The 24,419-nt window shown below is 70.7% G+C and carries 25 protein-coding genes; 14 read left to right on the top strand and 11 right to left on the bottom strand.

Annotated elements, in window-relative coordinates; translation table 11 throughout:
- The first annotated feature begins 12 nt into the window (after positions 1-12).
- Both ACLJQZ_RS00930 and ACLJQZ_RS00925 read left to right on the top strand, forming a co-directional pair.
- Entirely contained in the window at positions 13-942 is a 930-nt protein-coding gene (locus ACLJQZ_RS00930; RefSeq protein ID WP_328645232.1) for an N-acetylmuramic acid 6-phosphate etherase, read from the top strand.
- A 129-nt stretch (positions 943-1,071) separates the two neighbouring features.
- Positions 1,072-2,157, top strand: coding sequence for a HoxN/HupN/NixA family nickel/cobalt transporter (locus ACLJQZ_RS00925; RefSeq protein WP_410618572.1), 1,086 nt, complete (start codon positions 1,072-1,074; stop codon positions 2,155-2,157).
- Here the strand turns inward: ACLJQZ_RS00925 and ACLJQZ_RS00920 are convergent.
- The gene (locus ACLJQZ_RS00920) at positions 2,084-3,286 is read right to left on the bottom strand and encodes an MFS transporter (RefSeq protein ID WP_410618032.1); all 1,203 of its coding nucleotides are present in this window, start codon (positions 3,284-3,286) and stop codon (positions 2,084-2,086) included. The genes ACLJQZ_RS00925 and ACLJQZ_RS00920 overlap by 74 nt on opposite strands.
- A gap of 59 nt (positions 3,287-3,345) precedes the next feature.
- Between ACLJQZ_RS00920 and ACLJQZ_RS00915 the strand changes: the two genes are divergently transcribed.
- Positions 3,346-3,651 carry an ArsR/SmtB family transcription factor gene (locus ACLJQZ_RS00915; RefSeq protein ID WP_410618031.1) on the top strand — a complete coding sequence of 102 codons (306 nt, stop codon included), beginning with the start codon at positions 3,346-3,348 and terminating at the stop codon, positions 3,649-3,651.
- On the opposite strand, the gene ACLJQZ_RS00910 is transcribed toward ACLJQZ_RS00915, so the two are convergent.
- The gene (locus tag ACLJQZ_RS00910) at positions 3,648-4,370 is read right to left on the bottom strand and encodes an oxidoreductase (protein ID WP_410618030.1); all 723 of its coding nucleotides are present in this window, start codon (positions 4,368-4,370) and stop codon (positions 3,648-3,650) included. The two genes, ACLJQZ_RS00915 and ACLJQZ_RS00910, sit on opposite strands and share 4 nt — an antisense overlap.
- A 73-nt stretch (positions 4,371-4,443) precedes the next feature.
- Positions 4,444-4,941, bottom strand: a complete 498-nt coding sequence (locus tag ACLJQZ_RS00905; RefSeq protein WP_326944973.1) for a phosphoribosyltransferase — start codon at positions 4,939-4,941, stop codon at positions 4,444-4,446.
- A gap of 113 nt (positions 4,942-5,054) precedes the next feature.
- Here ACLJQZ_RS00905 and ACLJQZ_RS00900 point away from each other — a divergent pair, with 113 nt between their 5' ends.
- The 3 genes from ACLJQZ_RS00900 (at position 5,055) to ACLJQZ_RS00890 (ending at position 8,407) form a co-directional block, all read left to right on the top strand.
- Positions 5,055-5,657 (top strand): GNAT family N-acetyltransferase, encoded by a 603-nt coding sequence (locus ACLJQZ_RS00900; RefSeq protein ID WP_410618029.1) that lies wholly within the window; start codon positions 5,055-5,057, stop codon positions 5,655-5,657.
- 99 nt (positions 5,658-5,756) lie between these two features.
- Positions 5,757-7,748 carry an acetate--CoA ligase gene (acs, locus tag ACLJQZ_RS00895; RefSeq protein ID WP_410618027.1) on the top strand — a complete coding sequence of 664 codons (1,992 nt, stop codon included), beginning with the start codon at positions 5,757-5,759 and terminating at the stop codon, positions 7,746-7,748.
- Positions 7,749-7,891: 143 nt separating this feature from the next.
- Positions 7,892-8,407: a DUF6319 family protein gene (locus ACLJQZ_RS00890; RefSeq protein WP_410618025.1), complete on the top strand. Its 516-nt coding sequence runs from the start codon at positions 7,892-7,894 to the stop codon at positions 8,405-8,407.
- 578 nt (positions 8,408-8,985) lie between these two features.
- Here the strand turns inward: ACLJQZ_RS00890 and ACLJQZ_RS00885 are convergent.
- Positions 8,986-9,339: a cupin domain-containing protein gene (locus ACLJQZ_RS00885; protein WP_410618024.1), complete on the bottom strand. Its 354-nt coding sequence runs from the start codon at positions 9,337-9,339 to the stop codon at positions 8,986-8,988.
- Between the two features lie 73 nt (positions 9,340-9,412).
- On the opposite strand from ACLJQZ_RS00885, the gene ACLJQZ_RS00880 reads away from it, so the two are divergent.
- Positions 9,413-10,120, top strand: a complete 708-nt coding sequence (locus ACLJQZ_RS00880; RefSeq protein WP_410618023.1) for a VIT family protein — start codon at positions 9,413-9,415, stop codon at positions 10,118-10,120.
- Here ACLJQZ_RS00880 and ACLJQZ_RS00875 read toward each other — a convergent pair.
- On the bottom strand, positions 10,117-11,574 hold the full coding sequence (locus ACLJQZ_RS00875; RefSeq protein ID WP_410618022.1) for a peptide MFS transporter: 1,458 nt from the start codon (positions 11,572-11,574) through the stop codon (positions 10,117-10,119). The genes ACLJQZ_RS00880 and ACLJQZ_RS00875 overlap by 4 nt on opposite strands.
- A gap of 185 nt (positions 11,575-11,759) precedes the next feature.
- On the opposite strand from ACLJQZ_RS00875, the gene nhaA reads away from it, so the two are divergent.
- The 3 genes from nhaA to ACLJQZ_RS00860 are packed head-to-tail and all read left to right on the top strand — an operon-like array spanning position 11,760 to position 14,427.
- On the top strand, positions 11,760-12,938 hold the full coding sequence (gene nhaA / locus ACLJQZ_RS00870) for a Na+/H+ antiporter NhaA (protein WP_410618021.1): 1,179 nt from the start codon (positions 11,760-11,762) through the stop codon (positions 12,936-12,938).
- Between the two features lie 59 nt (positions 12,939-12,997).
- On the top strand, positions 12,998-13,492 hold the full coding sequence (locus tag ACLJQZ_RS00865) for a phage holin family protein (RefSeq protein WP_326944981.1): 495 nt from the start codon (positions 12,998-13,000) through the stop codon (positions 13,490-13,492).
- Positions 13,493-13,497: 5 nt separating this feature from the next.
- Positions 13,498-14,427, top strand: a complete 930-nt coding sequence (locus ACLJQZ_RS00860) for an alpha/beta fold hydrolase (protein WP_410618019.1) — start codon at positions 13,498-13,500, stop codon at positions 14,425-14,427.
- Here the strand turns inward: ACLJQZ_RS00860 and ACLJQZ_RS00855 are convergent.
- On the bottom strand, positions 14,414-15,508 hold the full coding sequence (locus ACLJQZ_RS00855; protein ID WP_410618017.1) for an FAD-dependent oxidoreductase: 1,095 nt from the start codon (positions 15,506-15,508) through the stop codon (positions 14,414-14,416). The genes ACLJQZ_RS00860 and ACLJQZ_RS00855 overlap by 14 nt on opposite strands.
- A 109-nt stretch (positions 15,509-15,617) precedes the next feature.
- Between ACLJQZ_RS00855 and ACLJQZ_RS00850 the strand changes: the two genes are divergently transcribed.
- Positions 15,618-16,499 carry a GntR family transcriptional regulator gene (locus ACLJQZ_RS00850; RefSeq protein ID WP_410618015.1) on the top strand — a complete coding sequence of 294 codons (882 nt, stop codon included), beginning with the start codon at positions 15,618-15,620 and terminating at the stop codon, positions 16,497-16,499.
- A 191-nt stretch (positions 16,500-16,690) separates the two neighbouring features.
- On the opposite strand, the gene ACLJQZ_RS00845 is transcribed toward ACLJQZ_RS00850, so the two are convergent.
- Genes ACLJQZ_RS00845 through nth form a run of 4 tightly spaced genes read right to left on the bottom strand, consistent with a single transcriptional unit; the run spans position 16,691 to position 19,914 of the window.
- Positions 16,691-17,875, bottom strand: coding sequence for a MarP family serine protease (locus tag ACLJQZ_RS00845; protein ID WP_410618014.1), 1,185 nt, complete (start codon positions 17,873-17,875; stop codon positions 16,691-16,693).
- Between the two features lie 4 nt (positions 17,876-17,879).
- Positions 17,880-18,638 carry an NUDIX hydrolase gene (locus ACLJQZ_RS00840; protein ID WP_410618012.1) on the bottom strand — a complete coding sequence of 253 codons (759 nt, stop codon included), beginning with the start codon at positions 18,636-18,638 and terminating at the stop codon, positions 17,880-17,882.
- On the bottom strand, positions 18,635-19,234 hold the full coding sequence (locus ACLJQZ_RS00835; RefSeq protein ID WP_410618010.1) for a TlpA family protein disulfide reductase: 600 nt from the start codon (positions 19,232-19,234) through the stop codon (positions 18,635-18,637). Before ACLJQZ_RS00835 ends, ACLJQZ_RS00840 begins: the two co-directional genes overlap by 4 nt.
- Positions 19,231-19,914, bottom strand: coding sequence for an endonuclease III (nth, locus tag ACLJQZ_RS00830; protein WP_410618571.1), 684 nt, complete (start codon positions 19,912-19,914; stop codon positions 19,231-19,233). The genes ACLJQZ_RS00835 and nth overlap by 4 nt, the downstream gene beginning before the upstream one ends.
- A 238-nt stretch (positions 19,915-20,152) precedes the next feature.
- Here nth and ACLJQZ_RS00825 point away from each other — a divergent pair, with 238 nt between their 5' ends.
- The 3 genes from ACLJQZ_RS00825 to ACLJQZ_RS00815 all read left to right on the top strand — a co-directional run bounded on the left by ACLJQZ_RS00825 (position 20,153) and on the right by ACLJQZ_RS00815 (position 22,943).
- Entirely contained in the window at positions 20,153-20,404 is a 252-nt protein-coding gene (locus ACLJQZ_RS00825; RefSeq protein WP_410618009.1) for a hypothetical protein, read from the top strand.
- 147 nt (positions 20,405-20,551) lie between these two features.
- Complete coding sequence (locus ACLJQZ_RS00820) at positions 20,552-21,226, top strand: Crp/Fnr family transcriptional regulator (RefSeq protein WP_003081747.1); 675 nt, start codon at positions 20,552-20,554, stop codon at positions 21,224-21,226.
- 451 nt (positions 21,227-21,677) lie between these two features.
- Complete coding sequence (locus ACLJQZ_RS00815; RefSeq protein ID WP_410618007.1) at positions 21,678-22,943, top strand: MFS transporter; 1,266 nt, start codon at positions 21,678-21,680, stop codon at positions 22,941-22,943.
- On the opposite strand, the gene ACLJQZ_RS00810 is transcribed toward ACLJQZ_RS00815, so the two are convergent.
- Positions 22,940-24,370: an MFS transporter gene (locus ACLJQZ_RS00810; protein ID WP_410618005.1), complete on the bottom strand. Its 1,431-nt coding sequence runs from the start codon at positions 24,368-24,370 to the stop codon at positions 22,940-22,942. The two genes, ACLJQZ_RS00815 and ACLJQZ_RS00810, sit on opposite strands and share 4 nt — an antisense overlap.
- Between the last annotated feature and the right edge of the window lie 49 nt (positions 24,371-24,419).

Below are 24,419 nucleotides of genomic sequence, written 5' to 3'. Positions count from 1 at the left end.
AATGTGAGGCGCATGATGACCGTCCCCACGCAGGCGGTGCACGTCGATTCGCCGACCGAGACCCGCAACCCCCGCACCACGGACATCGACCTGATGTCCACCGCGGGGATCCTGGGCGCGATCAACGCCGAGGACCGCACGGTCGCCGGCGCGGTCGCCGCGGTGCTGCCGCAGGTGGCACGGGCGGTGGACTACGCGGTGGAGGCACTGCGGGCCGGCGGCCGGGTGCACTACGTCGGCGCGGGGACCTCGGGTCGTCTCGCCACGCTGGACGCGGCCGAGCTGGTGCCGACGTTCAACGTGCCGGGTGACTGGTTCATCGCGCACCACGCCGGCGGCGAGCGCGCCCTGCGCCAGGCCGTCGAAAACGCGGAGGACGACGACGGGGCCGGCGCGGCCGAGATGGCCGCCATGGTCCAGCCGGGCGACTTCGTACTGGGGCTGACGGCGTCGGGCAGGACGCCGTACGTCTTGGGCGCGCTGCTCGCGGCGTCGCGTCAGGGGGCCCGCACCGGCCTGGTGTCGGGCAACGCGAAGGCCGCCAAGCCGCCGGGCGTCGACGTGCTCATCGCCGTAGACACCGGGCCGGAGGCGATCGCCGGCTCGACCCGGATGAAGGCGGGCACGGCGCAGAAGATGATCCTCACGTCGTTCTCGACGGCGACGATGATCAAGCTGGGCCGGACCTACTCCAACCTGATGGTCAGCATGCGGGCCACCAACGCGAAGCTGCGCGGCCGCACGATCCGGATCCTGCAGGAAGCCACCGGCATGACGATGGCGGACTGCTCCGACGCGCTCACCGAGGCCGGGGGCGACCTCAAGGTGGCGCTGGTGCACCTGCTGTCCGGGGTGGACGTCACGAGCGCGGCGAAGGCGCTCCACACGTCCGGCGGGCACGTCCGCAAGGCACTGGACTTGGTGCGAGCGCGCGCCAGCTAGCACGCGGTTAGGGGGTTCCGGGTGGCGGAGCCCCCGGCCCGAGGCGAAGCCTCGGCTGTCACAGACTGATTGCCCATCATCTGTTCACCTGTCTAACCTCTCAGATGAGAGGGAAGGCGGGTGGCGACGATGGGCGTGCTCGAAGCGACCGGTTCACGGCTTTCACGCCGTGAATGGGTCTCCGTGGGCGGGATGGCCGGGTTCATCCTGCTGCTGAACGTCGTGGGCTGGGTGGTGCTGGCGGCTTTCGTCGCACCCCAGCACTACGCGTTGGGCACCTCCGGCGTGTTCGGGATCGGGCTGGGCGTCACGGCGTTCACGCTCGGCATGCGGCACGCCTTCGACGCCGATCACATCGCGGCGATCGACAACACCACCCGCAAGCTGATGGCCGACGGCCAGCGGCCACTGTCGGTCGGCTTCTGGTTCTCCCTCGGGCATTCGACGATCGTCTTCGTGCTGTGCCTCCTGCTCTCCCTCGGCGTCCGCGCCCTGGCCGGGCAGGTCGAGGACGGCTCCTCGACGCTGCACCGGACCACCGGCCTCATCGGGACGTCGGTGTCCGGCGTGTTCCTGTACGTGATCGCGATCCTCAACCTCGTGGTGCTCGTCGGGATCCTGCGGGTGTTCAAGAGGATGCGCCGCGGCGAGTTCGACGAAGCCGCGCTGGAGCACCAGCTGGACAACCGGGGCCTGATGAACCGGCTGCTGCGCGGGGCGACGAAGGCCGTGCGCAAGCCGTGGCACATCTACCCGGTCGGCCTGCTCTTCGGACTGGGCTTCGACACCGCGACGGAGATCGGCCTGCTGGTGCTGGCCGCGGGCGCCGCGACGTTCGCCCTGCCCTGGTACGCGATCCTCGTGCTGCCGATCCTGTTCGCCGCGGGGATGAGCCTGTTCGACACCGTGGACGGCTGCTTCATGAACTTCGCCTACGGCTGGGCGTTCGCGAAGCCGGTGCGCAAGATCTTCTACAACCTCACGGTGACGGCGCTGTCGGTCGCCGTCGCGCTGCTGATCGGCACGATCGAGCTGGTGTCGATCCTCGCCGAGAAGCTCGACATCACGTCCGGGCCGCTGGCCGCGATCGCGTCGGTCGACCTGGACTACGTCGGGTTCGCCATCGTCGGGTTGTTCGTGCTCACCTGGGTGATCGCACTGGCGGTGTGGCGCTTCGGGCGGATCGAGGAGAAGTGGTCCGCGAAGCTGGGTTGACGCCGAGCGCGAGGGCGGCCAGGGCGGCGAGCGCGCCGGCCGGCCCGACCCACGCCGGGCCCGCGTCGGCGAGCACGACGCCGCCGAGCACCGAGCCGAGCGCGCCACCGACGTAGATCGCCGAGCCGTTCACGCCCAGCGCGACGGTCGGGACGTCCGGCGCGATCGTGAAGAGCCGGTGCTGCTGCGGGACCATCAGCATCCCGCCGAACCCCCCGGCGAACAGCGCGAACAGCAGCGCTCCGGGCAGGGACAGCACGGCGACGTCCACGACCGCGAGCACGACCGCCGTGCCCGCCAGCGAAAACGCGAGGACCCGGGCCGGGCCGAGACGGTCGGTGGCGCGGCCGGTGAACGTCGTCCCGGCGAGCTGGCCGAGCCCGAACCCGACCAGCACCCACGACAGCACGGCGCCGCTCGCGACCGGCGCGACCAGCACCGGCAGGTAGACGAACACGGTGAACGCGGCGAGGGTGCCGAAGACGGTCACCACCAGGACGCGGGCGACCGCCGGCCGGGCGACGACGGCGAGGCGCTCGCGCAGCCCGGCCGCGGGCACGCGGACCTCGGGGATGATCGGGATCAGCGCCGCGACGACGACCGCGACCACCCCGATCCCCCACATCACCGCGCGCCAGCCGAACCAGTGCCCGGCGAGCACGCCGATCGGGACGCCGAGCACCATCGACACGCTCATTCCGGCGGCGACCGTCGACAGGGCCCGCCCGCGGCGTTCTTCGGACGAGAGCGCCCCGGCGAGGACGTAGGCGTTGGACTGGAAGGCGGCGGCGCCGACGGCGGCGAGCAGCCGGGCCGCGGCGACCACCGCGAACGACGTCCCGAGCGCCTGCCCGGCCATTCCGACGGTGAACAGCGCCATGCCGCCGGCGAGCAGCAGGCGGCGGTCCCAGCCGCCGGTGAACGCGGCGATGAGCGGCGACGCGACCGCGTACGTCAGGGCGAAGACGGTGGTGAGCTGGCCCGCGACGGACTCCGTGACGTGCAGGTCGGCGGCGATGGTTGGCAGCAGGCCGTTGAGCACGAACCCGTCGGTGCCGACGGTGAACGTGCCCACCGCGAGGACGAGCAGGATCCCCAGCCGATCATTAGATGATCGTCGAATCGTCATACGGTCATGATGGAGCTACACTTCGATTATTGTCAAACAATCTAACTGTTGGGAGGACCGTGACCCGGACACTGCCCCAGCCCGCGCGCGAGGCGATCGAGATCGTGACGGTGCTGCAGGCGCTCGCCGACCCCGTGCGGCTGGAGCTGATGCGGGAGCTGTCGAAGGTGACCGAACCGCGCAGCTGCGCGCACAGCGAGTACGACCTCGACATCACCGCGCCGACGCTCTCGCACCACTGGCGCGTCCTGCGCGAAGCGGGGTTGACGACGACGTTCGTCGAAGGCCGGACGCGCTGGGTGGAACTACGGCGTGACGACCTGCAGGCGCGGTTCCCCGGCCTGCTGGACGCCGTGCTCAGCTAGGAAGCCGCGTCCGAGATGCTCTTCGCCTCGCGCGCACCGGCTTCGAACGCTTCGCAGTTGAAGAGCAGCCACGCGCGGACGCCTTCCGACGTCCCGCTCGCGAACCCTTCCGCCGCTTCGAGATAACGCGGCACCCGGCGGAAGAACGCGACCTCCGGAATGCTCAGCGCCTTCGGGTCCAGGCCCGTCGCGATCATCGTCAGCCGCGCCGCGGCGCGCGCCACGACGCCGTCCGCGCTGCCGAAAGGCTTGAGCGCCAAAAGTTCCCCGTGCACGACGGCCGCCAGGACCGGCCCCGGAACCGACGTCGCGCCGGTCACCAGCTGCGCCAGCAGCTCCAGCCGGCCACCGCCGGAATGCGGGCGCCCCAACGCATCCGGGTCGCTGACGAGGTCCGCCGCGGCGAGAACGTGCATGCGGGCCAACGCTTGCATGGGCGCGCGGCGCCACGTCGGCAGCAGCGTCTCCAACGTCTCGGCGACGCGCAGGGCGCCCGCCAGCACCGGGTCGGCCACCGCGCCGTCGGCCGGCAGTTCCGGGTTGGCGCCTTCGATTCCGGCCGACGCGCGCGCCGCGCGGACCGAGGCTTCGCTCGCGGTCGCCGCACCCCCGCGCAGGTTCGCCGGGAGGCGGTGCACCGCGAACACGGCGTCCTGCGCGGACTTCGCCGCCGCGGCCACGCCTTCGAGGTCGAGCAGGGGCTTAAGCGGGTCACTCATGCGCACACCTCGCTGACGCTCGGTGCGGCCTGAGCGGCAAACGCAGTGTTGAATGATTCGTTCGCAAGCTCACTCATGCGTCGAGCACCTGTCCTTCGCGCTTGACCACGGGCGGCAGCACCGACCACGGGAAGTTGATCCACTTGTCGGTGTGGCGCCAGACGTACTCGCACTTCACGGTGGAGTGCGGCTTTTCGTAGACGACGGCCGAGCGCACCTCGGCGACGTGGTCGAGGCAGTAGTCGCGGACGAGCTTGAGGGTGGCGCCGGTGTCGGCGACGTCGTCGGCGATCAGCACCTTCTTGCTCGTGAGGTCGACGGCGTTCGGCACCGGCGGCAGCATCACCGGCAGGTCGAGGCGCTGGTCGACGCCGGTGTAGAACTCGACGTTCATCACGTGCAGGTTCTTCACGTCGAGCGCGTAGCCGAGCGAGCCGGCGACGAACAGGCCGCCGCGGGCGATGGACAGGATGAGGTCGGGCGCGAAGCCGTCGTCGGCGATGGTGTGAGCCAGTTCACGCGCCGCCGTGCCGAACAGCTCCCAGCTCAGCTCTTCCCGCTCTTCGGCCATCGTTCTCGCCCTTCGGTCGTGGTCGGCCGAGCATAGGCAACGCCAAAGTGGTCTCTGGAATTGCTCCGAAATTGGCTATCACGAACAGCCACTGGCCACCTTACGGTGGTCCTGTGAGTGACTGGAGCACCCTGCCGACCCTGACCGGCGAGCACGTCCGGCTGGAGCCGTTGACGCCCGACCACGCCAAGGGCCTGTTCGAGGCCGGCGCCGACCCGGGCATCTGGGCCTGGCTCAGCGTCCGGCAGCCGCTGGATGTCCCGGCCGCCGAACGGATGATCTCGGACGCGCTTTCCGACCCCGCCCGGCGGCCCTTCGCGCAGCTCGACGTCGCCTCCGGCCGGGTCGCCGGGACGACGTCGTACTACCAGGTCGTGGCGCAGCACCGGATCCTCTCGATCGGGCACACGTGGATCGGCGCGGACTGGCAGCGCACCGGGCTGAACACCGAGTCGAAACTGCTGCTGCTCACGCACGCGTTCGAAACCCTTGACGCGCAACGGGTCGCGTGGGAGACGGACATCCGCAACCTGCGCTCACAACGCGCCATCGAACGACTTGGCGCGCTTCGCGAAGGCGTCCTGCGCGCGCACCGGATCCGGCCGGACGGGTCGTCGCGCGACACCGTCACCTACTCGATGCTCGCGCCGGAGTGGCCGGCCGCGAAAGCCCGGCTGACTGAACGCTTAGTCACCGGCGCTCGCCTGCCTCGGTGAAACCCCGGGGCAACGTGGGTGCAACCTTTTACAAGGCGGACTAACGTCGCTAGCGTGCCGCTAGCCGGTGATCGGCGCACTACAGGAGGCCTTGCAACCATGACCGAGCAGTCCCCAGCCCTGGACAACCTGCTCACCGAGAGCCGTACTTTCCCGCCCAGTGACGATTTCGCTGCTCAGGCCAACGCGCAGGCCGATCTCTACGCCGAGGCGGACGCCGATCGCGAGGCCTTCTGGGCGAAGCAGGCGGAGCGGCTGACGTGGGACACGAAGTGGACCACGGTACTGGACTGGACCAATGCGCCCTTCGCGAAGTGGTTCGTCGGCGGCAAGCTGAACGTCGCGTACAACTGCGTCGACCGGCACGTCGAGTCCGGCCACGGCGAGCAGGTCGCGATCCACTGGGTCGGCGAGCCGGGTGACACCCGGGACATCACCTACGCCGAGCTGAAGACCGAGGTCTCCCGGGCCGCCAACGCCCTCCTGTCCCTCGGCGTCACCGCCGGCGACGTCGTGGCGATCCAGCTGCAGATGATCCCCGAGGCCATCTTCGCGATGCTCGCGTGCGCCCGGATCGGCGCGCTGCACAGCGTCGTCTTCGGCGGCTTCTCCCCGACCGCGCTGCGCGCCCGCGTCGACGACGCCGCCGCGAAGATCGTGATCACCTCGGACGGCCAGTTCCGCCGCGGCAAGGCCGCGCCGATGAAGGCCAACGTCGACGAAGCGCTCGAAGGCGCCGACAGCGTCGAGAAGGTCATCGTCGTGCAGCGCACCGGCGACCAGCTCGAGGGCGACGTCCCGTGGACCGACGGCCGCGACCTGTGGTGGCACGAGCTCGTCGGCGGACAGTCCGAAGAGCACACTCCCGAGGCGTTCGACAGCGAGCACCCGCTGTTCATCCTCTACACCTCCGGCACCACCGGGAAGCCGAAGGGCATCCTGCACACCTCCGGCGGCTACCTGACGCAGACGGCGTACACGCACCACAACGTCTTCGACCACAAGGCCGGCGAAGACGTCTACTGGTGCACCGCGGACATCGGCTGGATCACCGGCCACAGCTACATCGTCTACGGCCCGCTCGCGAACCGCGTCACGCAGGTCGTCTACGAAGGCACGCCGAACACCCCGCACGAGGGCCGGCACTGGGAGATCATCCAGAAGCACAAGGTCTCCATCTACTACACCGCGCCGACGCTGATCCGCACGTTCATGAAGTGGGGCGCGGAAATCCCGGAGAAGTACGACCTGTCGTCGCTGCGGGTGCTGGGCTCGGTCGGCGAGCCGATCAACCCCGAGGCGTGGATCTGGTACCGCGAGAACATCGGCGCGGGCAAGGCGCCGATCGTCGACACGTGGTGGCAGACCGAAACCGGCGCGATCATGATCTCGCCGCTGCCGGGCGTCACCTCGACCAAGCCGGGTTCGGCGCAGAAGGCGCTGCCGGGCATCTCGGCGAAGGTCGTCGACGACAGCGCCACCGAGGTCCCGCACGGCGGCGGCGGGTACCTGGTGCTCGACCAGCCGTGGCCGTCGATGCTGCGCGGCATCTGGGGCGACAACGAGCGCTACGAGGAGACGTACTGGTCGCGGTTCAAGGACCAGGGCTTCTACTTCGCCGGCGACGGCGCGAAGTACGACAACGACGGCGACATCTGGCTGCTCGGCCGCGTCGACGACGTGATGAACGTGTCCGGCCACCGCATCTCGACGACCGAGGTCGAGTCGGCACTGGTCTCGCACCCGACGGTCGCCGAGGCGGCGGTCGTCGGCGCGTCCGACCCGACGACCGGGCAGGGCATCGTCGCGTTCGTCATCCTGCGCGGCAACGCCGACAGTGACGCTGCCGGTGGCGCGGAGGCCATCCAGGCGCTGCGCAACCACGTCGCGAAGGAGATCGGGCCGATCGCGAAGCCGCGGCAGATCATGGTCGTGCCGGAACTGCCGAAGACGCGCTCGGGCAAGATCATGCGCCGTCTCCTGCGCGACGTCGCGGAGAACCGGCAGGTCGGCGACGTCACCACGCTGGCCGACTCGACGGTGATGGACCTGATCTCGTCGGGCCTGCAGACGGGCAAGTCCGAGGAGTGAGCTAGCGTCTTGCGTGTCAGAGCCCTTCCGGCTTCGCGCCGGGAGGGCTCTTTCATGAACCCCCCGAGCGGCACACTTCGAACGCATGTTCTACACTGTGCCGCGAACCACACCCCCTTCCCGGGCAAGGAGACGACACGACGATGACCGTGGATGTCCTGACGCACGACGAGGAAACGGCTTCGGCGACCCATGAGGCGCCCGCCGTTGCCACTGACGAGGCGACGACCGTCACCGAGTCCGCGTCCACCTCTTCGGAGGGCGCTGCTTCTTCGGAGGCTGCTGCTCCTTCGGAGGACTCTGCTTCCGCTGAGCCCGCCGCCGAAGAGGCACCGAAGCCGAAGCGAGGCCGCCCGAAGGGTGCGGCGACCGCGTCGACGGCGAAGAAGACCCGCACGGTCGAGCTGATCCTGACCGTCACCGGCACCGCCGATGGCGAGTGGCAGGCCGAGCTGAAGAACGGCTCGAAGTGGGTCGCGAAGGGTCTGGAGATCCCCGCCGCCGCGGTGTCGCGCGCGGCGAAGGAGCTGCACGCCGACCTGTCCGGCCCGATCGACGAGGTGATCAACCAGGCCCGCGAGGCGCAGGCCGCGAAGGTCGCCGCGCTGGAGGCCGAGCTCGAGAAGGCCAAGCAGGCCCTCGCCGAGCTGGACGCCTGAGTTTCAGCTTTCTCTCCAGGAAGCGCCCGGTTCCGCATTGGCGGGGCCGGGCGTTTCCGCTTTTCCGGACGGCGGGGCGGCTCGCCGCGGCCCGAGCAGTGCTTCACCTCGACACCTGCTTTTGCACGAATTGGGCGCGGCCTCAACGCCCGAACGGCGCCCCCCGCCCTTCCCTTGGGGGGCGTCCCCAGTCCCAGTCTACCGGTCCCCACCTGCGAAAACGGCCACTCGGCGATCTGTGGACAACTCGCGGGACTGTGGATGGGCGTTTGCGCAGCGATCCGAATTCCGCTAATGGCAAGCGCTCGGCACGGCTGGATATCCAGGCGAGTACCCGGACAGTCGACTCGCGTACCCAGACAGTCGGCTCGTGTGCCTGGAGGGTCGGCTCGTGTGCCTGACGGCCGACACACGTACCTGGACAGTCGGCTCGCGTACCTGAGGAGTCGGCTCGCGTGACTGGACAGTCGACTCGCGTGATTGAAGGGTCGACACGCGTGATCAGGGAGTCGACACGCGTGATTGGAGGGTCGGCTCGCGTGATCAGGGGGGTCGGGACGGGAGCTGGGCCAGTGGGGTTAGGCGATCGGGGGGCGGGCCGGCAGCGGGGACTTGAACTCCACCCACATGGAGTCCGTCAGGGCCTCCACCTGGTGCGGAACCCCGCGAGGGTGCACCGCCGAGTCTCCCGGCTCCAGGACCGACTCCACTCCGTCCACCACACCACGCAGGCGGCCCGACAGGACGTACACGATCGAGTCGTGGTCGTGCGCATGCGCAGGTGAACCCACCCCGGCCGGGTAGTGGATCAGGTACGCCAAGCCCGAGTCCGCGCTCTCCAGCAGCCGGAACCGGCCCTCGCCGCCCCGGAGCGGCAGGCCCTCGACCGTGAGCAGGGGCTGCCACACTTGCTCGTCCATGCCCCCCATCATGACCGAATGTCCCGCTGAGCGAGAAGTCCACTGAGGACTCTCTCAGGAACGTCTTTCGTGTTTCACTTGCCGGGTGATCGAAACGCACCCCCACGAGCCGCACGAAGGTGTCGGCGGGAAGCTGAACTGGCTCCGGGCCGGGGTTCTCGGGGCGAACGACGGGATCGTGTCCGTCGCGGGCATCGTCGTCGGGGTGGCCGGCGCGACCGCCGAACGCACCACGATCCTCACCGCCGGCATCGCCGGGCTGGTCGCCGGGGCCTTCTCCATGGCCGGCGGCGAGTACGTCTCGGTGAGCACCCAGCGCGACACCGAGCAGGCCCTGATCCGGCTGGAAAAACAGGAACTCATGACCATGCCGGAGGCCGAGGAGCACGAGCTCGCCGACATCTACCGGCAGAAGGGCCTCTCGCCCGAGCTGGCGCGGCAGGTCGCCCGGGAACTGACCGAAAAGGACGCGCTGCAGGCGCACGCGGAAGCCGAGCTCGGCATCGACCCGGGGAACCTGACCAGCCCGTGGCAGGCGGCGTGGGCGTCGCTGATCGCGTTCTCCGTCGGCGCGCTGCTGCCGCTGCTGGCCATCGCCTGGACCGGCGTCTCGCTGCGGGTGTGGGCGTGCGCGGCGGCGGTCGTCGTCGGCCTCACGCTGACCGGGTGGGTCAGCGCGAGGCTCGGCGACGCGCACGTGGGGCGCGCGATCCTCCGGAACGTCGGCGTCGGCGCCCTCACCATGGTGGTGACCTACTTCGTCGGGGTGCTGTTCGGCGTCACGATCGGTTAGTGCACGCCCTTCATCATCCGGCGGATGAACGGCGACGCCGCGAACAGCAGGACGCCGATGACGATGGCGACGCCGCCGACCGTGCCGAAGTACGCGCCTTCGTGCTCGGGTGAGTAGAACTCGGCGAGCTTGCCCGACATCGCCGTGCCGAACGAGATCGACAGGAAGTTCAGCGCGACCATCTGGGTGCGGAAGGCGTTCGGCGCCAGCTTCGTGGCCAGCGCCAGCCCGACCGGGGACAAGCCCAGCTCGCCGAGGGTGAACACGGCCAGCACGCCGACCATCGCGATCAGCGGGGTGCCGTTCTGGCCGGTGCCGGTGAACGGCAGGAACAGCAGGAACGCGACGCCCATGATGATCGTGCTGATGACGAACTTGATCGGCGACGACGGCTGCCGCGTCCCGAGTTTCGTCCACAGCAGCGCGAACAGCGGCGAGAACAGGATGACGAACACCGGGCCGACCGAGCCGACCCACGGGATCGGCATCTCCCAGCCGAAGATCCGCCGGTCGAGGCGGGTGTCGGCGTAGGTCGCGAGCACCGTGAAGATCTGCTGGTACAGCGAGAAGAACGCGGCGCTGGCGATGAACATCGGGATGAACGAGTACACCCGGCTGCGCTCGTCGGCGTCGATCTTGCGGCTGGAGAGGATCACCGCGAAGTAGACGATCGAGATCCCGCCGACCGCCCAGAGCACGACGTCGGCGAGGTTGTCCGCCCGGACGACGCCGGTGAGCAGCAGCAAGACGATCAGGGCGAGGACGACGACCACGCCGGCGACGACCAGCAGGCGGTTCGACGACGGCAGCGGGTTCGGCACCTCGTTCGCCTTGTCCGGCAGGTTGCGCCGGCCCAGCGTGTACTGGACCAGGCCCAGCGCCATGCCGATCGCGGCCAGGCCGAAGCCGAAGTGGAAACCCGCCTGGTCCCAGACCAGGCCGGTGAGGATCTGCCCGACGAACGCGCCGAGGTTGATGCCCATGTAGAAGATCGTGAAGCCGGCGTCACGGCGTTCGTCGTCCGGCGCGTAGAGCGTGCCGACGATGCCGGTGGCGTTCGCCTTGAGCCCGCCACTGCCGATCGCGACGCAGGCGAGGCCGACGCCGAGACCCGCGACGCCCGGGATCACGGCCAGGCTGATGTGGCCGACCATGATCAGCACGGCGCTGAAGAACAACGTCCGTTCGGAGCCGAGCAGCCGGTCCGCGACCCACGACCCGAGCACGGTCGCGAGGTAGACCAGGCCGCCGTACGCGCCGACGATGCCGAGCGCCGGCGCCTTGGGCAGCGCGAGCCCGCCCTGGTCGATCGCGTAGTACAGGTAGAACGGCAGGATGCCGAGCATCCCGTAGTAGGAGAAGCGCTCCCACATCTCGACGCCGAAGAGGTTAGCCAGCCCTCGTGGGTGCCCGAAGAACCTCTTGTCCTGCTGGACCTCGGTGGAGGTGCTCACAGCTGAGTCATCCTTTGTCTGGACTTCGTTGTCCGTTCGCATGCTATGAGGCCACCGTGTGACCCACCACCGGCACGAGGTGTGGTCCCCGCCATAACGGTCGGTGACGAACGGCATTAAAATTCCGTCAAGGTGCGCCGGGAAGTCTGGTCGGCAACAGTGATCAGCGACCCCAGGAGCCGCCCGTGTCCCGCCCGTTGAGCGAATTCGCGCGTTACCTGCGCACCGAAACCACCGGCGGGATCATCCTGCTCGGCGCGACGGCGCTCGCCCTGGTCTGGGCCAACTCCCCGCTGCGCGACAGCTACCACGCGCTGCGCGACCTCCGGCTCGGCCCGGAACTGCTCCACCTGAACCTCACCATCGGTGACTGGGCGAAGGACGGCCTGCTCGCGCTGTTCTTCTTCGTCGCCGGGCTGGAGCTCAAGCGCGAGCTCGTCATCGGCGAGCTGTCGCGGTTCAAGCAGGCCGTGCTGCCGATCGCCGCCGCGATCGGCGGGATGATCGTGCCCGCGCTGGTCGCGCTGAGCGTCGGCTGGGGGACGCCGGGGATCGACCGGGCGTGGGCGATCCCGGTCGCGACGGACATCGCGTTCGCGCTCGGCGTCCTCGCGCTGACGGCGTCGAACCTGCCCTCGAGCGCGCGGGTGTTCCTGCTGTCGCTGGCCGTGGTGGACGACCTCGGCGCGATCATCGTCATCGCCGTGCTCTTCACGACCGGCTTCGACCTGGTCGCGGTGGCCGTCGCCGTCGTGGCTCTCGCGCTCTACGCCTTCCTGCAGCACAAGCGCGTCCGGACGGCGTGGATCTACGTCCCGCTCGCGCTCGTCACCTGGGTCGCGGTGCACTCGGCGGGCGTCCACGCGACGATCGCCGGCGTCGCGCTGGGCCTGCTCACCCGCGTCCGGGCCGACGACGGCGAGGCCGAGGCACCGGCGTTGCGGCTGGAGCACCGGCTGCAGCCGTGGTCGGCGGCCGTCGCCGTGCCGCTCTTCGCGCTGTTCGCGGCCGGGATCTCGGTCAGCGGCGACTCGCTCGGCCGGGTGTTCACGACGGCGTTGCCGCTCGCGGTGCTCGCCGGGCTGCTCGGCGGCAAGGTCGTCGGGATCTTCGGCGCGAGCTTTCTGGCGGTGAAGCTGAAGCTCGCCGAGAAACCGAGCGGCATGGGCTGGCGTGACATCGGCGCGTTGTCGCTGCTCGGCGGCGTGGGCTTCACGGTCAGCCTGCTGATCGCGGAACTCGCGCTGCCCGCGGAGGCGAGCGAATTGGCCAAGGCTGCGGTGCTGATCGCGTCCGGGATCGCGTCCCTGCTGGCCGCGGTGATGCTCCTGCGGCGGAGCAAGGTCCACGCCGAGATGGATTGATCCTCGACACTCGGACAGTCCGCCGCGCCCGCGCAGGAGCGTCATGGCACGATGACCCGGTGAGCAGCCCCAAACACGAACGCACCGGCCCCGACGGCGTGGGGGCCGTGCCTTACCTCCCGCTGTCCTCCGACACCGACGTCCCCGGCGACCAGTCCCTCGGCCGCCTGGTCGGCGACGCGACCCAGCACATCTCCACCCTGGTCAGGGCCGAGATGGAGCTGGCGAAGTCCGAGCTGGTCGGCGAGGTGAAGAAGGGCCTCAAGGGCGCCGTCTACTTCTTGATCGCGCTGACGGTCTTCCTGTACAGCACGTTCTTCCTGTTCTTCTTCGCGGCCGAAGGCCTGGCGGAGTGGGTGCGCTACCGCTGGATCGCGTTCGGCATCGTGTTCTTCCTGATGCTGCTGGTCGCGGGCGTGGCCGGGTTCCTCGGCTACCGCAAGGTGAAGAAGTTCAAGGCACCGGAGCGGACCATCGCCAGCGTCAAGGAGACCGCCGCCGCACTCAAGCCGCAGAAGGCGCCCGAAGCCGACTTGACCACCACGCGCGACTGAGTTCGTTGCACGCGTCCCCCGATCCGTCGATCGTCCGCATCGACGGATCGTGGGCGCACCGCGACGTCTCCGCGAACGGCATCCGGCTGCACATCGCCGAGCTCGGCGAGGGTCCCGTCGTGGTGCTGCTGCACGGGTTCGCCGAGTTCTGGTGGACCTGGCACCACCAGCTGAAGGCGCTCGCCGACGCCGGGTACCGCGCGGTCGCCGTCGACCTGCGCGGGTACGGCGACTCGGACAAGCCACCACGGGGCTACGACGCGTGGACGCTGGCCGGGGACATCGGCGGGCTGGTCAAGTCGCTCGGCGCCCGGCGCGCGCACCTCGTCGGCCACGCGTGGGGCGGCATGCTCGCCTGGACGGTCGCCGCGCTGCACCCCCGGCTCGTGTCGTCGGTGACGGCGATCGGCGGCGCCCACCCGCTCGCGCTGCGGTCGTCGATCGCCCGCACGCTCTGGCGTGGCCAGGGCCGCGCGGCCGGGCACCTCTTCCGCTTCCAGATGCCGATGGCGCCCGAGAAGTGGCTGATCCGCGAAGATGCCCAAGCCGTCGAGGACCTCTTCGACGCGTGGGCCGGCGACTCCTGGCGGTCCACTTCGGACTTCGCCGAGAGCACGGCGGCGTTCCGGCAGGCGATGCTCGTGCCGGGCGTCGCGCACAGCGCGCTGGAGTACTACCGCTGGGCGTTCCGCGCGCAGTTCCGCGGTGAGGGCCGCCGGTTCACCGACGCCGTCGGCCGCCGGATCGCCGCCCCGACGCTGCAGCTGCACGGCGCCGACGACACCTGCATCCTCCCCGAGACGGCGAGGTCGTCCGCGCGCTGGGCGGGCCCGCACGCCGAGCCGGAGTTCTGGCCGGGCGTCGGGCACTTCCCCCACCTCGAGGTGCCGGACCGCACGTCGGCGGCCCTGGTGGACTTCCTCAGCCGAGCGTGAGCGCGTTCTTGGCCCGCCCGACGGACTCCTCCGCCGGACCGCCCGTCGGGTTCTCGGTGGCCAGCGCCTGGTTGAGCGCGACGAACGGCCGCATCCGGCGCTCGTAGGCCGCGAACGCCTCCTCGTGCCCGGCGCGGCCGAGCTCCTGCGCCAGGACGTACGCGCCGGCGAGCGCGAGACTCGTGCCCTGGCCGGACAGCGCCGACGCGCAGTACCCGGCGTCGCCGACCAGCACGACCCGGCCCGCCGACCAGCGGTCCAGGTGGATCCGCGCCATCGCGTCGAAGTAGAACACCTCGGCTTCGGCCATCGCGGCCAGCAGCTTCGGCATCTCCCAGCCGACGCCGGCCAGCTTCTCGGCGACCAGCCGCTTCTGCTCCGGGACGCTCATCGGGGGCAGCGGTTCCGAACCGAACCCGAGCGTCACGCGCAGCTCGGTGTTGTCCCGCACCGGGTAGACCGCGCCGCCGGTCTCCTCGTGCCGGACCCACAGCTGCCAGTCCTCGAGGCCCAGGAAGTTCGGCGCCGGGAAGATCGCCAGGTACTGGCCGAGGTGCGTGCTGAAGCGCTCCTCCGGGCCGAAGGCCAGCCGCCGGACCGCCGAGTGCAGGCCGTCTGCGCCGACGACGAGGTCGAACGTCCGGAAGCCGCCGTGCTCGAACTCCACGCGCACGCCGTGCGCATCCTCGGTCAACGCCGTGATCGAGTCGCCGAAGACGTACTCGACGCGGTCCGCGGTCACCTCGTGCAGGATCGCGACGGCGTCGTCGCGCAGGATTTCGAAGTCGGCGCTGTCGAGCCGGCCGCTGCTGTGGGTGAACTCCTCGGACCGGTACAGCTCCTGCCCGGCCCCGTCCACCACGGACATCCCGCGCATCCGCGTCCGCTTCGCCCGCAGCCGCTCGCCCAGGCCCATCCGGTCGACGACGTCGAGCGCGACCCCGCGCACGTCGACCGCCTGGCCGCCGGTGCGCGGGCCGGCCGCGCGTTCCACCACGGTCACCGTCCAGCCGTCGCGGGCCAGGAACCAGGCCAGGGTGGCGCCGGCGACGCCCGCTCCCGAGATCAGTACGTTCCGCATGCTTCCTCCAGAGTTGTACGCTTGCCTGCGTCACACTGGAGTCATCACAGTTCAGCAGCTAATTCTGTACTAGTACAGATGGCCATCTGTGCTAGGTCAGGGGGCAGCCGTGAAGTACGTGGTCATCGCCGAGGAGCTGCGCGGCCGGATCGCGCGCGGCGACCTCCCGCCGGGCGCGCGGGTGCCCTCGACCCGGCGGCTCGCGGCCGATCACGGCGTCGCGATGGCGACCGCGGCCAAGGCGCTCGCCCTGCTGAACCAGGAGGGGCTGGTGCGCGCGGAGCCGCGGTCCGGCACGGTCGTCGCCGGACGTGAGCACCGCGGCGGGCACCAGGGCCTGACGCGCGACCGGATCGTGCGCACGGCGATCGACATCGCCGACGCCGAAGGGCTCGGCGCGCTGTCCATGCGCGGGGTGGCGGCCCGGCTCGGCGTCGCGGCCATGGCGCCCTACCGGTACGTGCGCGGCAAGGACGAGCTGGTGCTGCTGATGGCCGACTCCGCGTACGGCGAGCGCGGCTACCCGGAAACCCCGCCGTCGGGCTGGCGTGAGCGGCTGACGCTGGCCGGCCGGACGCTCTGGTCGCTGCACCGGCGGCACCCGTGGCTGGCCCAGCTCACGCCGATCACCCGCCCGCTGCCGCTGCGCAACCTCGCGACGCACGCGGAATGGGCGCTCTCGGCGCTGGCCGAGCTGGACGACGACGCCGCCACCCTGTGCGACCTGCACGTGCTGTTCTTCAGCTACGTCCAGGGCATCGCGATCCACCTCGAACGCGAGCAGCACGCGCTCGCCGCGTCCGGGCTGTCCGAAGAGCAGTGGATCGACCACCAGGCGCCCGCGATGGCGGCGATGGTCAGCGGCCACCCGATCTTCACCCGGATGATGACCGAGCTGGGCTCGAACGGCTACGACCTCGTCCTGGACGACCTCTTCGAGTCGGGCCTGCGCGCCCTGCTCGACGGCCTCGCGCTGCGCTACGGCCGCTAGCTCTTCACGCCGTGTTGGCCACTCCGGGCGCCGTGTTGGCCGTTCTGGGCACTGTGTTGGCCACTCCGGGCGCCACGATCACCGGCGAGGTCACCCGGCGGCGTACGGAAACGGCCAACTCACTGCCCGGAACGGCCAACACGGCGACCGGAACGGCCAACACGCGGGCGTGGGCGGAACGCGGGCGAGGGTCAGGCCGCGCAGGAGCCGGTCGAGACGTCCGTCGTCTGCGTCGACGCCGCGTCGACCTCGCCGCGGACCTGCTCGGCCGTCAGCGTGAACCCGGTTTCCGGGTCTTCCACCGCCGCGCCGAACACGACGCCGATGACCCGGCCGTCCGGCGTCACCATCGGGCCGCCGGAGTTGCCGCTGCGGATCTCCGCGCGGACCGTGAAGACGTCGCGCTGCACGGTGTTGGCCTCGTAGATGTCCGGGCCGCGCAGGTTGATCCGGCCGCGCACGCGGGCCGGCGTCGCGCGGTAGGGGCCGTCGAGCGGGTAGCCGAGCACGACCGCGCTGTCACCCGCGCGGGCCGTCTCCGGCGCGAACTGCAGCGGCGGGGCGCTCAGCCGGGGCACGGCGAGCACGGCGATGTCGACCTCGGGGTCGAAGTAGACGACGCGCGCCGGGTAGTCGCCCTGCGTCGTCTCGATGCCGACGGTGTCGGTGCCGGCCACGACGTGCGCGTTGGTCATCACCCGCTGCGGCGAGATCACGAACCCGCTGCCTTCGAGGGATCGCGAGCAGGAGCTGGCCGTGCCGCGGATCTTGACGACGCTGCCGTGCAGCTGCTGGACGATCCCGCTGCTCTGCAGGGCCGGGTCCGGCGGGGACGTGTCCGCCGTCGGGGCCTTCTCGAACGGGTCCACTATGGACGGGAAGCCGGACGCGTCGAGCAGCTTCCGCAGCTGGCTCGGGAAGCCCTGGGCGGCCGCGGGCATGGTGTCGTTGACCTTGCCGAGCACGACCGAGTTGTTGATCGCCTTGGCCAGGCCGGGCAGGCCGGACACGGTCGTCAGCGGCGTCGCGATCAGCCACGCGACCACGAACACGACCGCGGCCTGCACGATCGCGCCGAGCGTCTTGTCGATGCCGGAGAGCTTGTCCGGGTTGATCTTCTGCCGCAGCCGGCGCCCGACGTACACGCCGAGCGCCTCGCCGAAGGCGACCAGGAACACCACGGTCGCCACCGCGAACGCGACCTTCCACACCGGGTCGTCGAAGAACGCGACGACCACCGGCGCCAGCTTGATGCCGGTGATCGCGCCGAGCACGACCCCGACCAAGGACGGCAGCGCGATGATCACGCCCTGGTATGCACCGGACACCGCCGCCAGCACGGCGAGCAGGAGGACCAGCACATCGACCCAGTTCACCGTGTCACTCCTCCACTGCTTTCGGGGGCTCCGGGTGGCGGAGCCCCCGGCCCGGGGCGGAGCCCTGGTGAGACGCTGCTACCCGCGCCTGGTACGCGGCCAGCGCCTCGTCGAGGTCCCGGACGTCGCCCGGGTTCCATTCGCGCTCCCAGCCTCCCAGGCCGAGCAACACGGACAGCAACCCGGCGGTGAACCCCCACACGAACAGGCCCGAGACCTCGAAGGCCGGGCCCTTCCACGGCGCGCCGGCCTTCTTGACCGTGAACCGGTTGGCCGGGTCGACGAGCTCGGCCACCGGGACGCGGGCCACCGACGCCGTCTCGCCCGGGTCGACGGCGTGCACCGGCGACGGCTCGGCCCAGTACGCCAGCACCGGCGTCACGGCGAACGCCGACACCGGGACGAACAGCTCCGGCAGGATCGCCACCGGCCGGATGCCCGCCGGGACGACCCCGGTCTCCTCCTCGGCCTCGCGCAGCGCCGTGCCGACCGGGCCGCCGTCGCCGTCCTCGGCACCGCCGCCCGGGAAGGCGACCTGGCCGGCGTGCGAGCCGAGCGTGTCGGCGCGCCGCTGCAGCAGGACGTCCGGCTCGCCGTCGGCTTCGCGCTCCCCGAAGAGGATGAGCACCGCGGCGGACCGGGTGTAGGCGCCGTCGGGCGGGCTGAACCGGGTGAACGTTTTCGAGTCGACCTCACCGCTGACCTTGACCAGCGGCCGGAGCCACTCCGGAACCGACTCCGGCTCGACCAGCGGTCCGATCACGATGCCCCCTCGACAGCCACGCGCACTTCGTCAGTGTTCCGGAAGGTCCGGGGATTCGCGATGAACCGCACCGCACCCGCGGCGGTGACCAGGTAGGACGCCGGCAACGCCGCGGGCACCTTGAGCGCGGTCCGGACCGGCCCGCGCTGCCCGTCGCCGTCGAACACCGACGGTAGGTGCACGCCCAGCCGGGCCAGCAGGTTCAAGCCGTCCGCCGCCGGGCTCTGGACCTGGACGCCGAGGACGCGCACCGCGCCCGGCTGCTTCGCGTAGTCCTGGAGCACGGGCAGCTCCGTCTTGCACGGCTGGCACCACGACGCCCACACGTTGACCAGCACCGGAGCGCCGGCCAGCGCGCGTCCGACGTCGACGCTCGCGCCGTCACCGAGGCAGTCGGCGCGGACGCCGTCGAGCTGCTTCACGGGCGCGGCCGGGCTCGCCGGCGGGCACGGCTGCAGCGCCGCCGCCGACCGCGCGGGCGCGAGGTCGGCCGACGGCGTCGCCGCGGTGTCCGCGCCCCCGCGCGGCAGCAGCGCGACGATCAGCGCCACCACCAGCACGGCGACGGCCAGGGCCCATTTGGTGACGGTCGTCACCGGGGCGCCGCCAGCGCCAGGATGTGGTCCCGTTCGACGCCTTTGACCAGCTTCGCGGCTTCCTCGAACCCGGTCGGGCCGGTGCCGTAGGAGGGGCAGTCCCGGGCCAGCGGGCAGGCGCCGCAGGCCGGTTTCTTGGCGTGGCAGACGCGGCGGCCGTGGAAGATCACCCGGTGGGACAGCATCGTCCACTCCTTGCGGGGGATCAGCTCGCCGACGACGTGCTCGACCTTGACCGGGTCCTCCTCCGCCGTCCAGCCCCAGCGCCGGACCAGCCGGCCGAAGTGGGTGTCGACGGTGATCCCCGGCACGTCGAAGGCGTTCCCGAGCACGACGTTGGCGGTCTTGCGGCCGACGCCGGGCAGGGTGACGAGGTCGGCGAGCTTGGCGGGCACCTCGCCACTGAAGCGTTCGACCAGCGCCGCGCCGAGCCCCATCACGGAGTTCGCCTTGGCCCGGTAGAACCCGGTCGAACGCAGGTATTCCTCCAGTTCAGGACGGTCGGCGCCGGCGTAGTCGGCGGCGGTCCGGTAGCGCTTGAACAGCGCGGGCGTGACGAGGTTCACCCGGACGTCGGTGGTCTGGGCGGACAACACGACCGCGACCAGCAGTTCCAGTGGTGTGGTGAAGTCGAGCTCGCAGTGGGCGTCCGGATACACGTCGTCGAGGCAACGCTTCATCCGCCTGGCGCGTCTCACCAGAGCTAACCGGCTTTCACCAGCGCCCTCACGGGGGGCGTTCGTGGTGGCAGGTGGCACCCCGATAGCCTACGGGCGCCGTCGGACGGGCCGGGCACAGCACCGGTGGACGACCGACACGCCAGAGCACCACCTCGGCGCAGTTTCCGGCCGCCATGAGCGAGGATCTGGAGTAGATGCTTTTCACTGAGTGTTTCCGGCTGTGTTCAGGAGTCCGGCCATGACCGTCTGGTTCGTCATCCTGGTCCCCCTGGTGATCATGTTCTTCGCCCTGTTCATGGAGCGGGTGGAGAGCCGGTTGAAGCACGTCACGGTGCAGGAGAACGAGGTCGAAGAGTTCCTCGAGCAGGCGCAGCCCAACGAGGTCCGGGCGCTCTACGGGCACGGCATCAGCCGCGCGCTGGAGCTATTCCGGCTGCGTAGGCTGGGCGGACGGGCAGCCAGGCAACGCGCGCGTCGCGTGCGGAGTTAGGCTCCACGTTCGGACGAGATCGTTTGCCGGGCCGCGCGCCCGGCGAGCGATCTCGGCTGTACGCCCTAGACTGACGCGCAAGTGACTGGCGTCACGCTCTGCGACCGACGCCGAGCGTGATCGTTTCTCGACGAGGAGGCACCCGAGGTGGACGAAACCCTGGCCCGTGCGGGCATTTTCCAGGGTGTGGAGCCGGCAGCGGCGGAGGCGCTGGCCCAGACCTTGGAATCCGTGGAGTTCCCCCGCGGCCATGTCATCTTCAACGAGGGTGAACCCGGCGACAAGCTGTACATCATCCAGTCCGGCAAGGTGAAGATCGGCCGCAAGTCCCCGGACGGCCGCGAGAACCTGCTGGGCATCTTCGGCCCGTCCGACATGTTCGGCGAGCTGTCGATCTTCGACCCCGGCCCCCGGACGTCGAGCGCGACCACGGTCACCGAGGTCCGCGCGGTCACGATGGACCGCCCGGCGCTGCGGCAGTGGATCTCGACCCGTCCGGAGATAGCGGAACAGCTGCTGCGCGTCGTCGCGCGCCGCCTGCGCCGGACGAACAACATGGTCGCGGAACTGATCTTCACCGACGTCCCGGGCCGCGTGGCGCGCGCGCTGCTGCAGCTCGCGCAGCGGTTCGGCAGCCAGGAGGCGGGCCTGCTGCGGGTCACGCACGACCTGACGCAGGAAGAGATCGCCCAGTACGTCGGCGCGTCCCGCGAGACCGTGAACAAGGCCCTGGCCGACTTCGCGCACCGCGGCTGGCTGCGGCTGGAAGGCAAGAGCGTCCTGATCCTGGACCCGGAGCGCCTGGCCCGCCGCGCCCGTTGATCCTGTTCCACAGCTGAAGAAGGCCTCCTGACCCGCGGGTCGGGAGGCCTTCTTCGCAGTGTTCAGCGCAAAACACTGTGCTGACCCAAAACAAAGAGCCGGGCGCCACCCCCGACGTGGCGCACCGGCTCTTCGTTTGTCGCGCGGACCATCCCCCGACGATCCGCGCTCCCCGCCCTCCGGGCCAGGCCCCGACCCATATGCCGGAGGGAGCTGGGTTATCTGTTGCTGTTGTCCAACCATCACGGCCCATACCCACTAATTCAAGGCCATTCACTCTCAAGGACGCGGTCGGCGCCGTTTCGTTGCAGGAGACCACACAGAATGTCGTGAGTGTTACCTGATCGAGACTTCCGGCTCCGACACCAAGATCCACCACCAGTCTGCCGGTGACCCACCTGACCGTCAAATAACTGGTACTGACGTACCACTCTGCGGCATACTTGTACGCGTGTCCCAGTCTGCCTCGAACCACGAAAGCCGGACGTCCCTCGCCGACTACCGCACCGCGCTGACGACCCGCGCGGCCCGGCGGCCCGCCGTCGCGTCCGTGCTCGCCCGCCTGCCGATCGCCATGATCGGCATCTCGGCCCTGCTCTACGTCCAGCGCGAAACCGGTTCCTTCGCCGCCGCCGGGCTCGTTTCGGCCGGTTCACTCGCCGGTGTCTCGGTGGGCGCGGTGATCCAGGGCCGGCTGATCGACCGGTTCGGGCCGACGCGGCCGCTGCTCACCGTCGCGGTCCTCCTGATGCTGTCGATGAGCGCGCTCGTCACGGCGATCGAGTCGCACGCGCCGACCGCCGTGCTGGTCGCGCTGGGCGCGGCCACCGGGCTGTCGGAGCCGATGGTCGGGTCGGCGTCACGCGCGCTGTGGACGCGTCTCCTGCCGCCGGGCGGGGCGCGCAACGCGGCGTTCTCGTACGAGGCGATCAGCATGGAGGTCTTCTTCATCCTGGGCCCGGGCGTGGCCGGGCTGCTGGTCATGGCGCCGTGGGCGGGCACCGGCCTGGTGCTGGGCGTCGCCCTGCAGTTCACCGGCGCGGTGCTGTTCGCGCTGAGCCCGGCCGTCCGCGCGTGGGGCCCGGCCGCCGCTTCGCGCGGCTCGCTGCTGGGCGCGCTGTCGAGCCCCGGCATGCGGACGCTCGCCGTGGCCGCGCTCGGCTTCGGCATCGTGATCGGCTTCGTCGAGGTCGCCGTGCCGGCGTCGGCCACCGAAGCCGGGCACGCCTCGGTCGGTGGCCTGCTGCTGTCGGCGTGGTCGCTGAGCTCGGTCGCGTTCGGCGTCGTGTACAGCCTGTCACCGTGGCCGCGCCGGCTGGGCGTGCGGCTGCCGGTGCTGCTGGGCGGATTCGGCGCGCTGGTGGCACTGCTCGCGTGGCCGTCGTCGCTGTGGGGCCTGGCGCTGGCGATGCTGGTCGCCGGGGCCCTGATCACCCCGCAGTCGACGGCCCACTCGGCGGCGATCGAGGTGGTCGCACCCGAGGGCACGGCCGCGGAGGCGTTCGGCTGGGTCCTGACGGCGGTGACGCTGGGGCTGGCCATGGGCCAGTCGGTGAGCGGTTACGTCGTCGAGCACGCGGGCCCGAGCACGGCGTTCCTGGTGGCGAGCGTCGCCGGGCTGGTGCTGGCCGGAGTCGTCTGGTTGCTGCGCGGCACGGTCCACCCGGTGCGTTCGGCGGCGGTCGAGCCGACCACGCTGGTGAGCGTCGGCCGCTAAGCCGTGGCGCGGCGCGACCTGACGAAGCCCCAGCCGACCAGCGCCGCGGCCGCCGCGGTGAGCACCAGGGCCGCGATCATGACCGCCGTCTCGAACTGCGAGGTCTGCTGGGCGCTCCAGTTCGACGTGGCGATGCTGCCGGTGAACAGCGCCGCGAGGATGGTGCCCACCGCGGCGATGCCGGCGCCCGTCGTGACTTCGGACGCGGTGTCGATGAGCGCCGCGCCGATCGTCGTGCGGTTCTCGGGCAGGCCGCGGAGGACGTTGACGCCGGCGACGACGCCGACCACGCGCAGCCCGGCGGCCACGAGCGCCAGCGCCAGCGCGACCCAGACGTAGCCGAGCCGGCCGAGCAGCGCGTAGAACGCGAGCCCGAGCACGACCGCCGCGGCACTGAGCCACGCGGCCCGCTCGAGACCGACCTTCCGCACGAACGGGCTGACGAACGCGCCGCCCGCGACGAGGACGACCACCTGCGGCAGCAGCCCGAGCGCCGCGAGCGCGGGCGGCCACCCCCAGTCGAGCTGCAGCTGCAGCGTCACCAGGTACCCGAGGCCGGCGGTCGCCAGCCCGGCCGCGGACTTGAACGCCAGGCCGCTGGAGACCAGCGGCCTGGCGACGAGCTTCAGGTCGAGCAGCGGATACCGGGTCGAGCGCTCACGGAGGACGAACGAGATCGCCCCCGCGACGGCCGCGGCGGTGACCGTCCACGGCGCCCACGATCCGGTGCCTTCGTTCACGAACAGGGTGGGCGCGACGAGCGCGAGTACGATCGTCGCCGTGCCCAGCACCGCTCCGAGGACGTCCAATGGGTCGCGGTGGAGGTCAGCGGGGTCGTCCGCGACGATGCCGGCCCGCACGCCGACGATCGCGAGCGCGGCGATCGGCACGTTCACCAGGAGCAGGACCTGCCACGGCGCGATCGCGAGCACCAGACCACCCGCGGTCGGGCCGATCGCGAGGCCGACCAGGCCCACGGTCGAGATGAGCGTGGTCGCCCGGACGCGCAGGTCGTCCGCCTCGAACAGCCGGAAGGCCAGCGCCATCGAGCCCGGCGTCGTCATCGCGGCCGCGATCCCCATCAGCACCCGGACGGCGATCAGCTGTTCCGCGGTGCCGACGAAGGCGGTCGCCAGGCTCGCGAGGCCGAGCAGGACCAGCCCGATGAGCATGATCCGCCGCCGGCCGAACCGGTCGGCGAGCGCGCCGAACGCCAGCATCAGCCCGCCGAAGACGACCGAGTACGCGCCGGTCACCCACTGCAGGGACGTCGTCGACGCGTGCAGTTCGCGGCCGATCGTCGGCAGCGCGACGTTCAGGATCGAGTTGTCCAGCATCTCGAAGAGGAAGACCGCGGACAGCCCCGCCAGGGCCACCCAGGCTTCCCGCAGCGATCGTGGCGAGCGGGCTGTCAGTTCGGTGTGCATGCCACTAGATTAAGCGACTAAGTTTAGTTACACAAGAGAGTGAGGTCCG

The organism is Amycolatopsis sp. cmx-8-4, from assembly GCF_046548675.1.
Classification (GTDB): Bacteria; Actinomycetota; Actinomycetes; order Mycobacteriales; family Pseudonocardiaceae; genus Amycolatopsis.
Note: the sequence above shows the minus strand (reverse complement) of the source record. Positions and strands in the feature narration are given on the sequence as shown.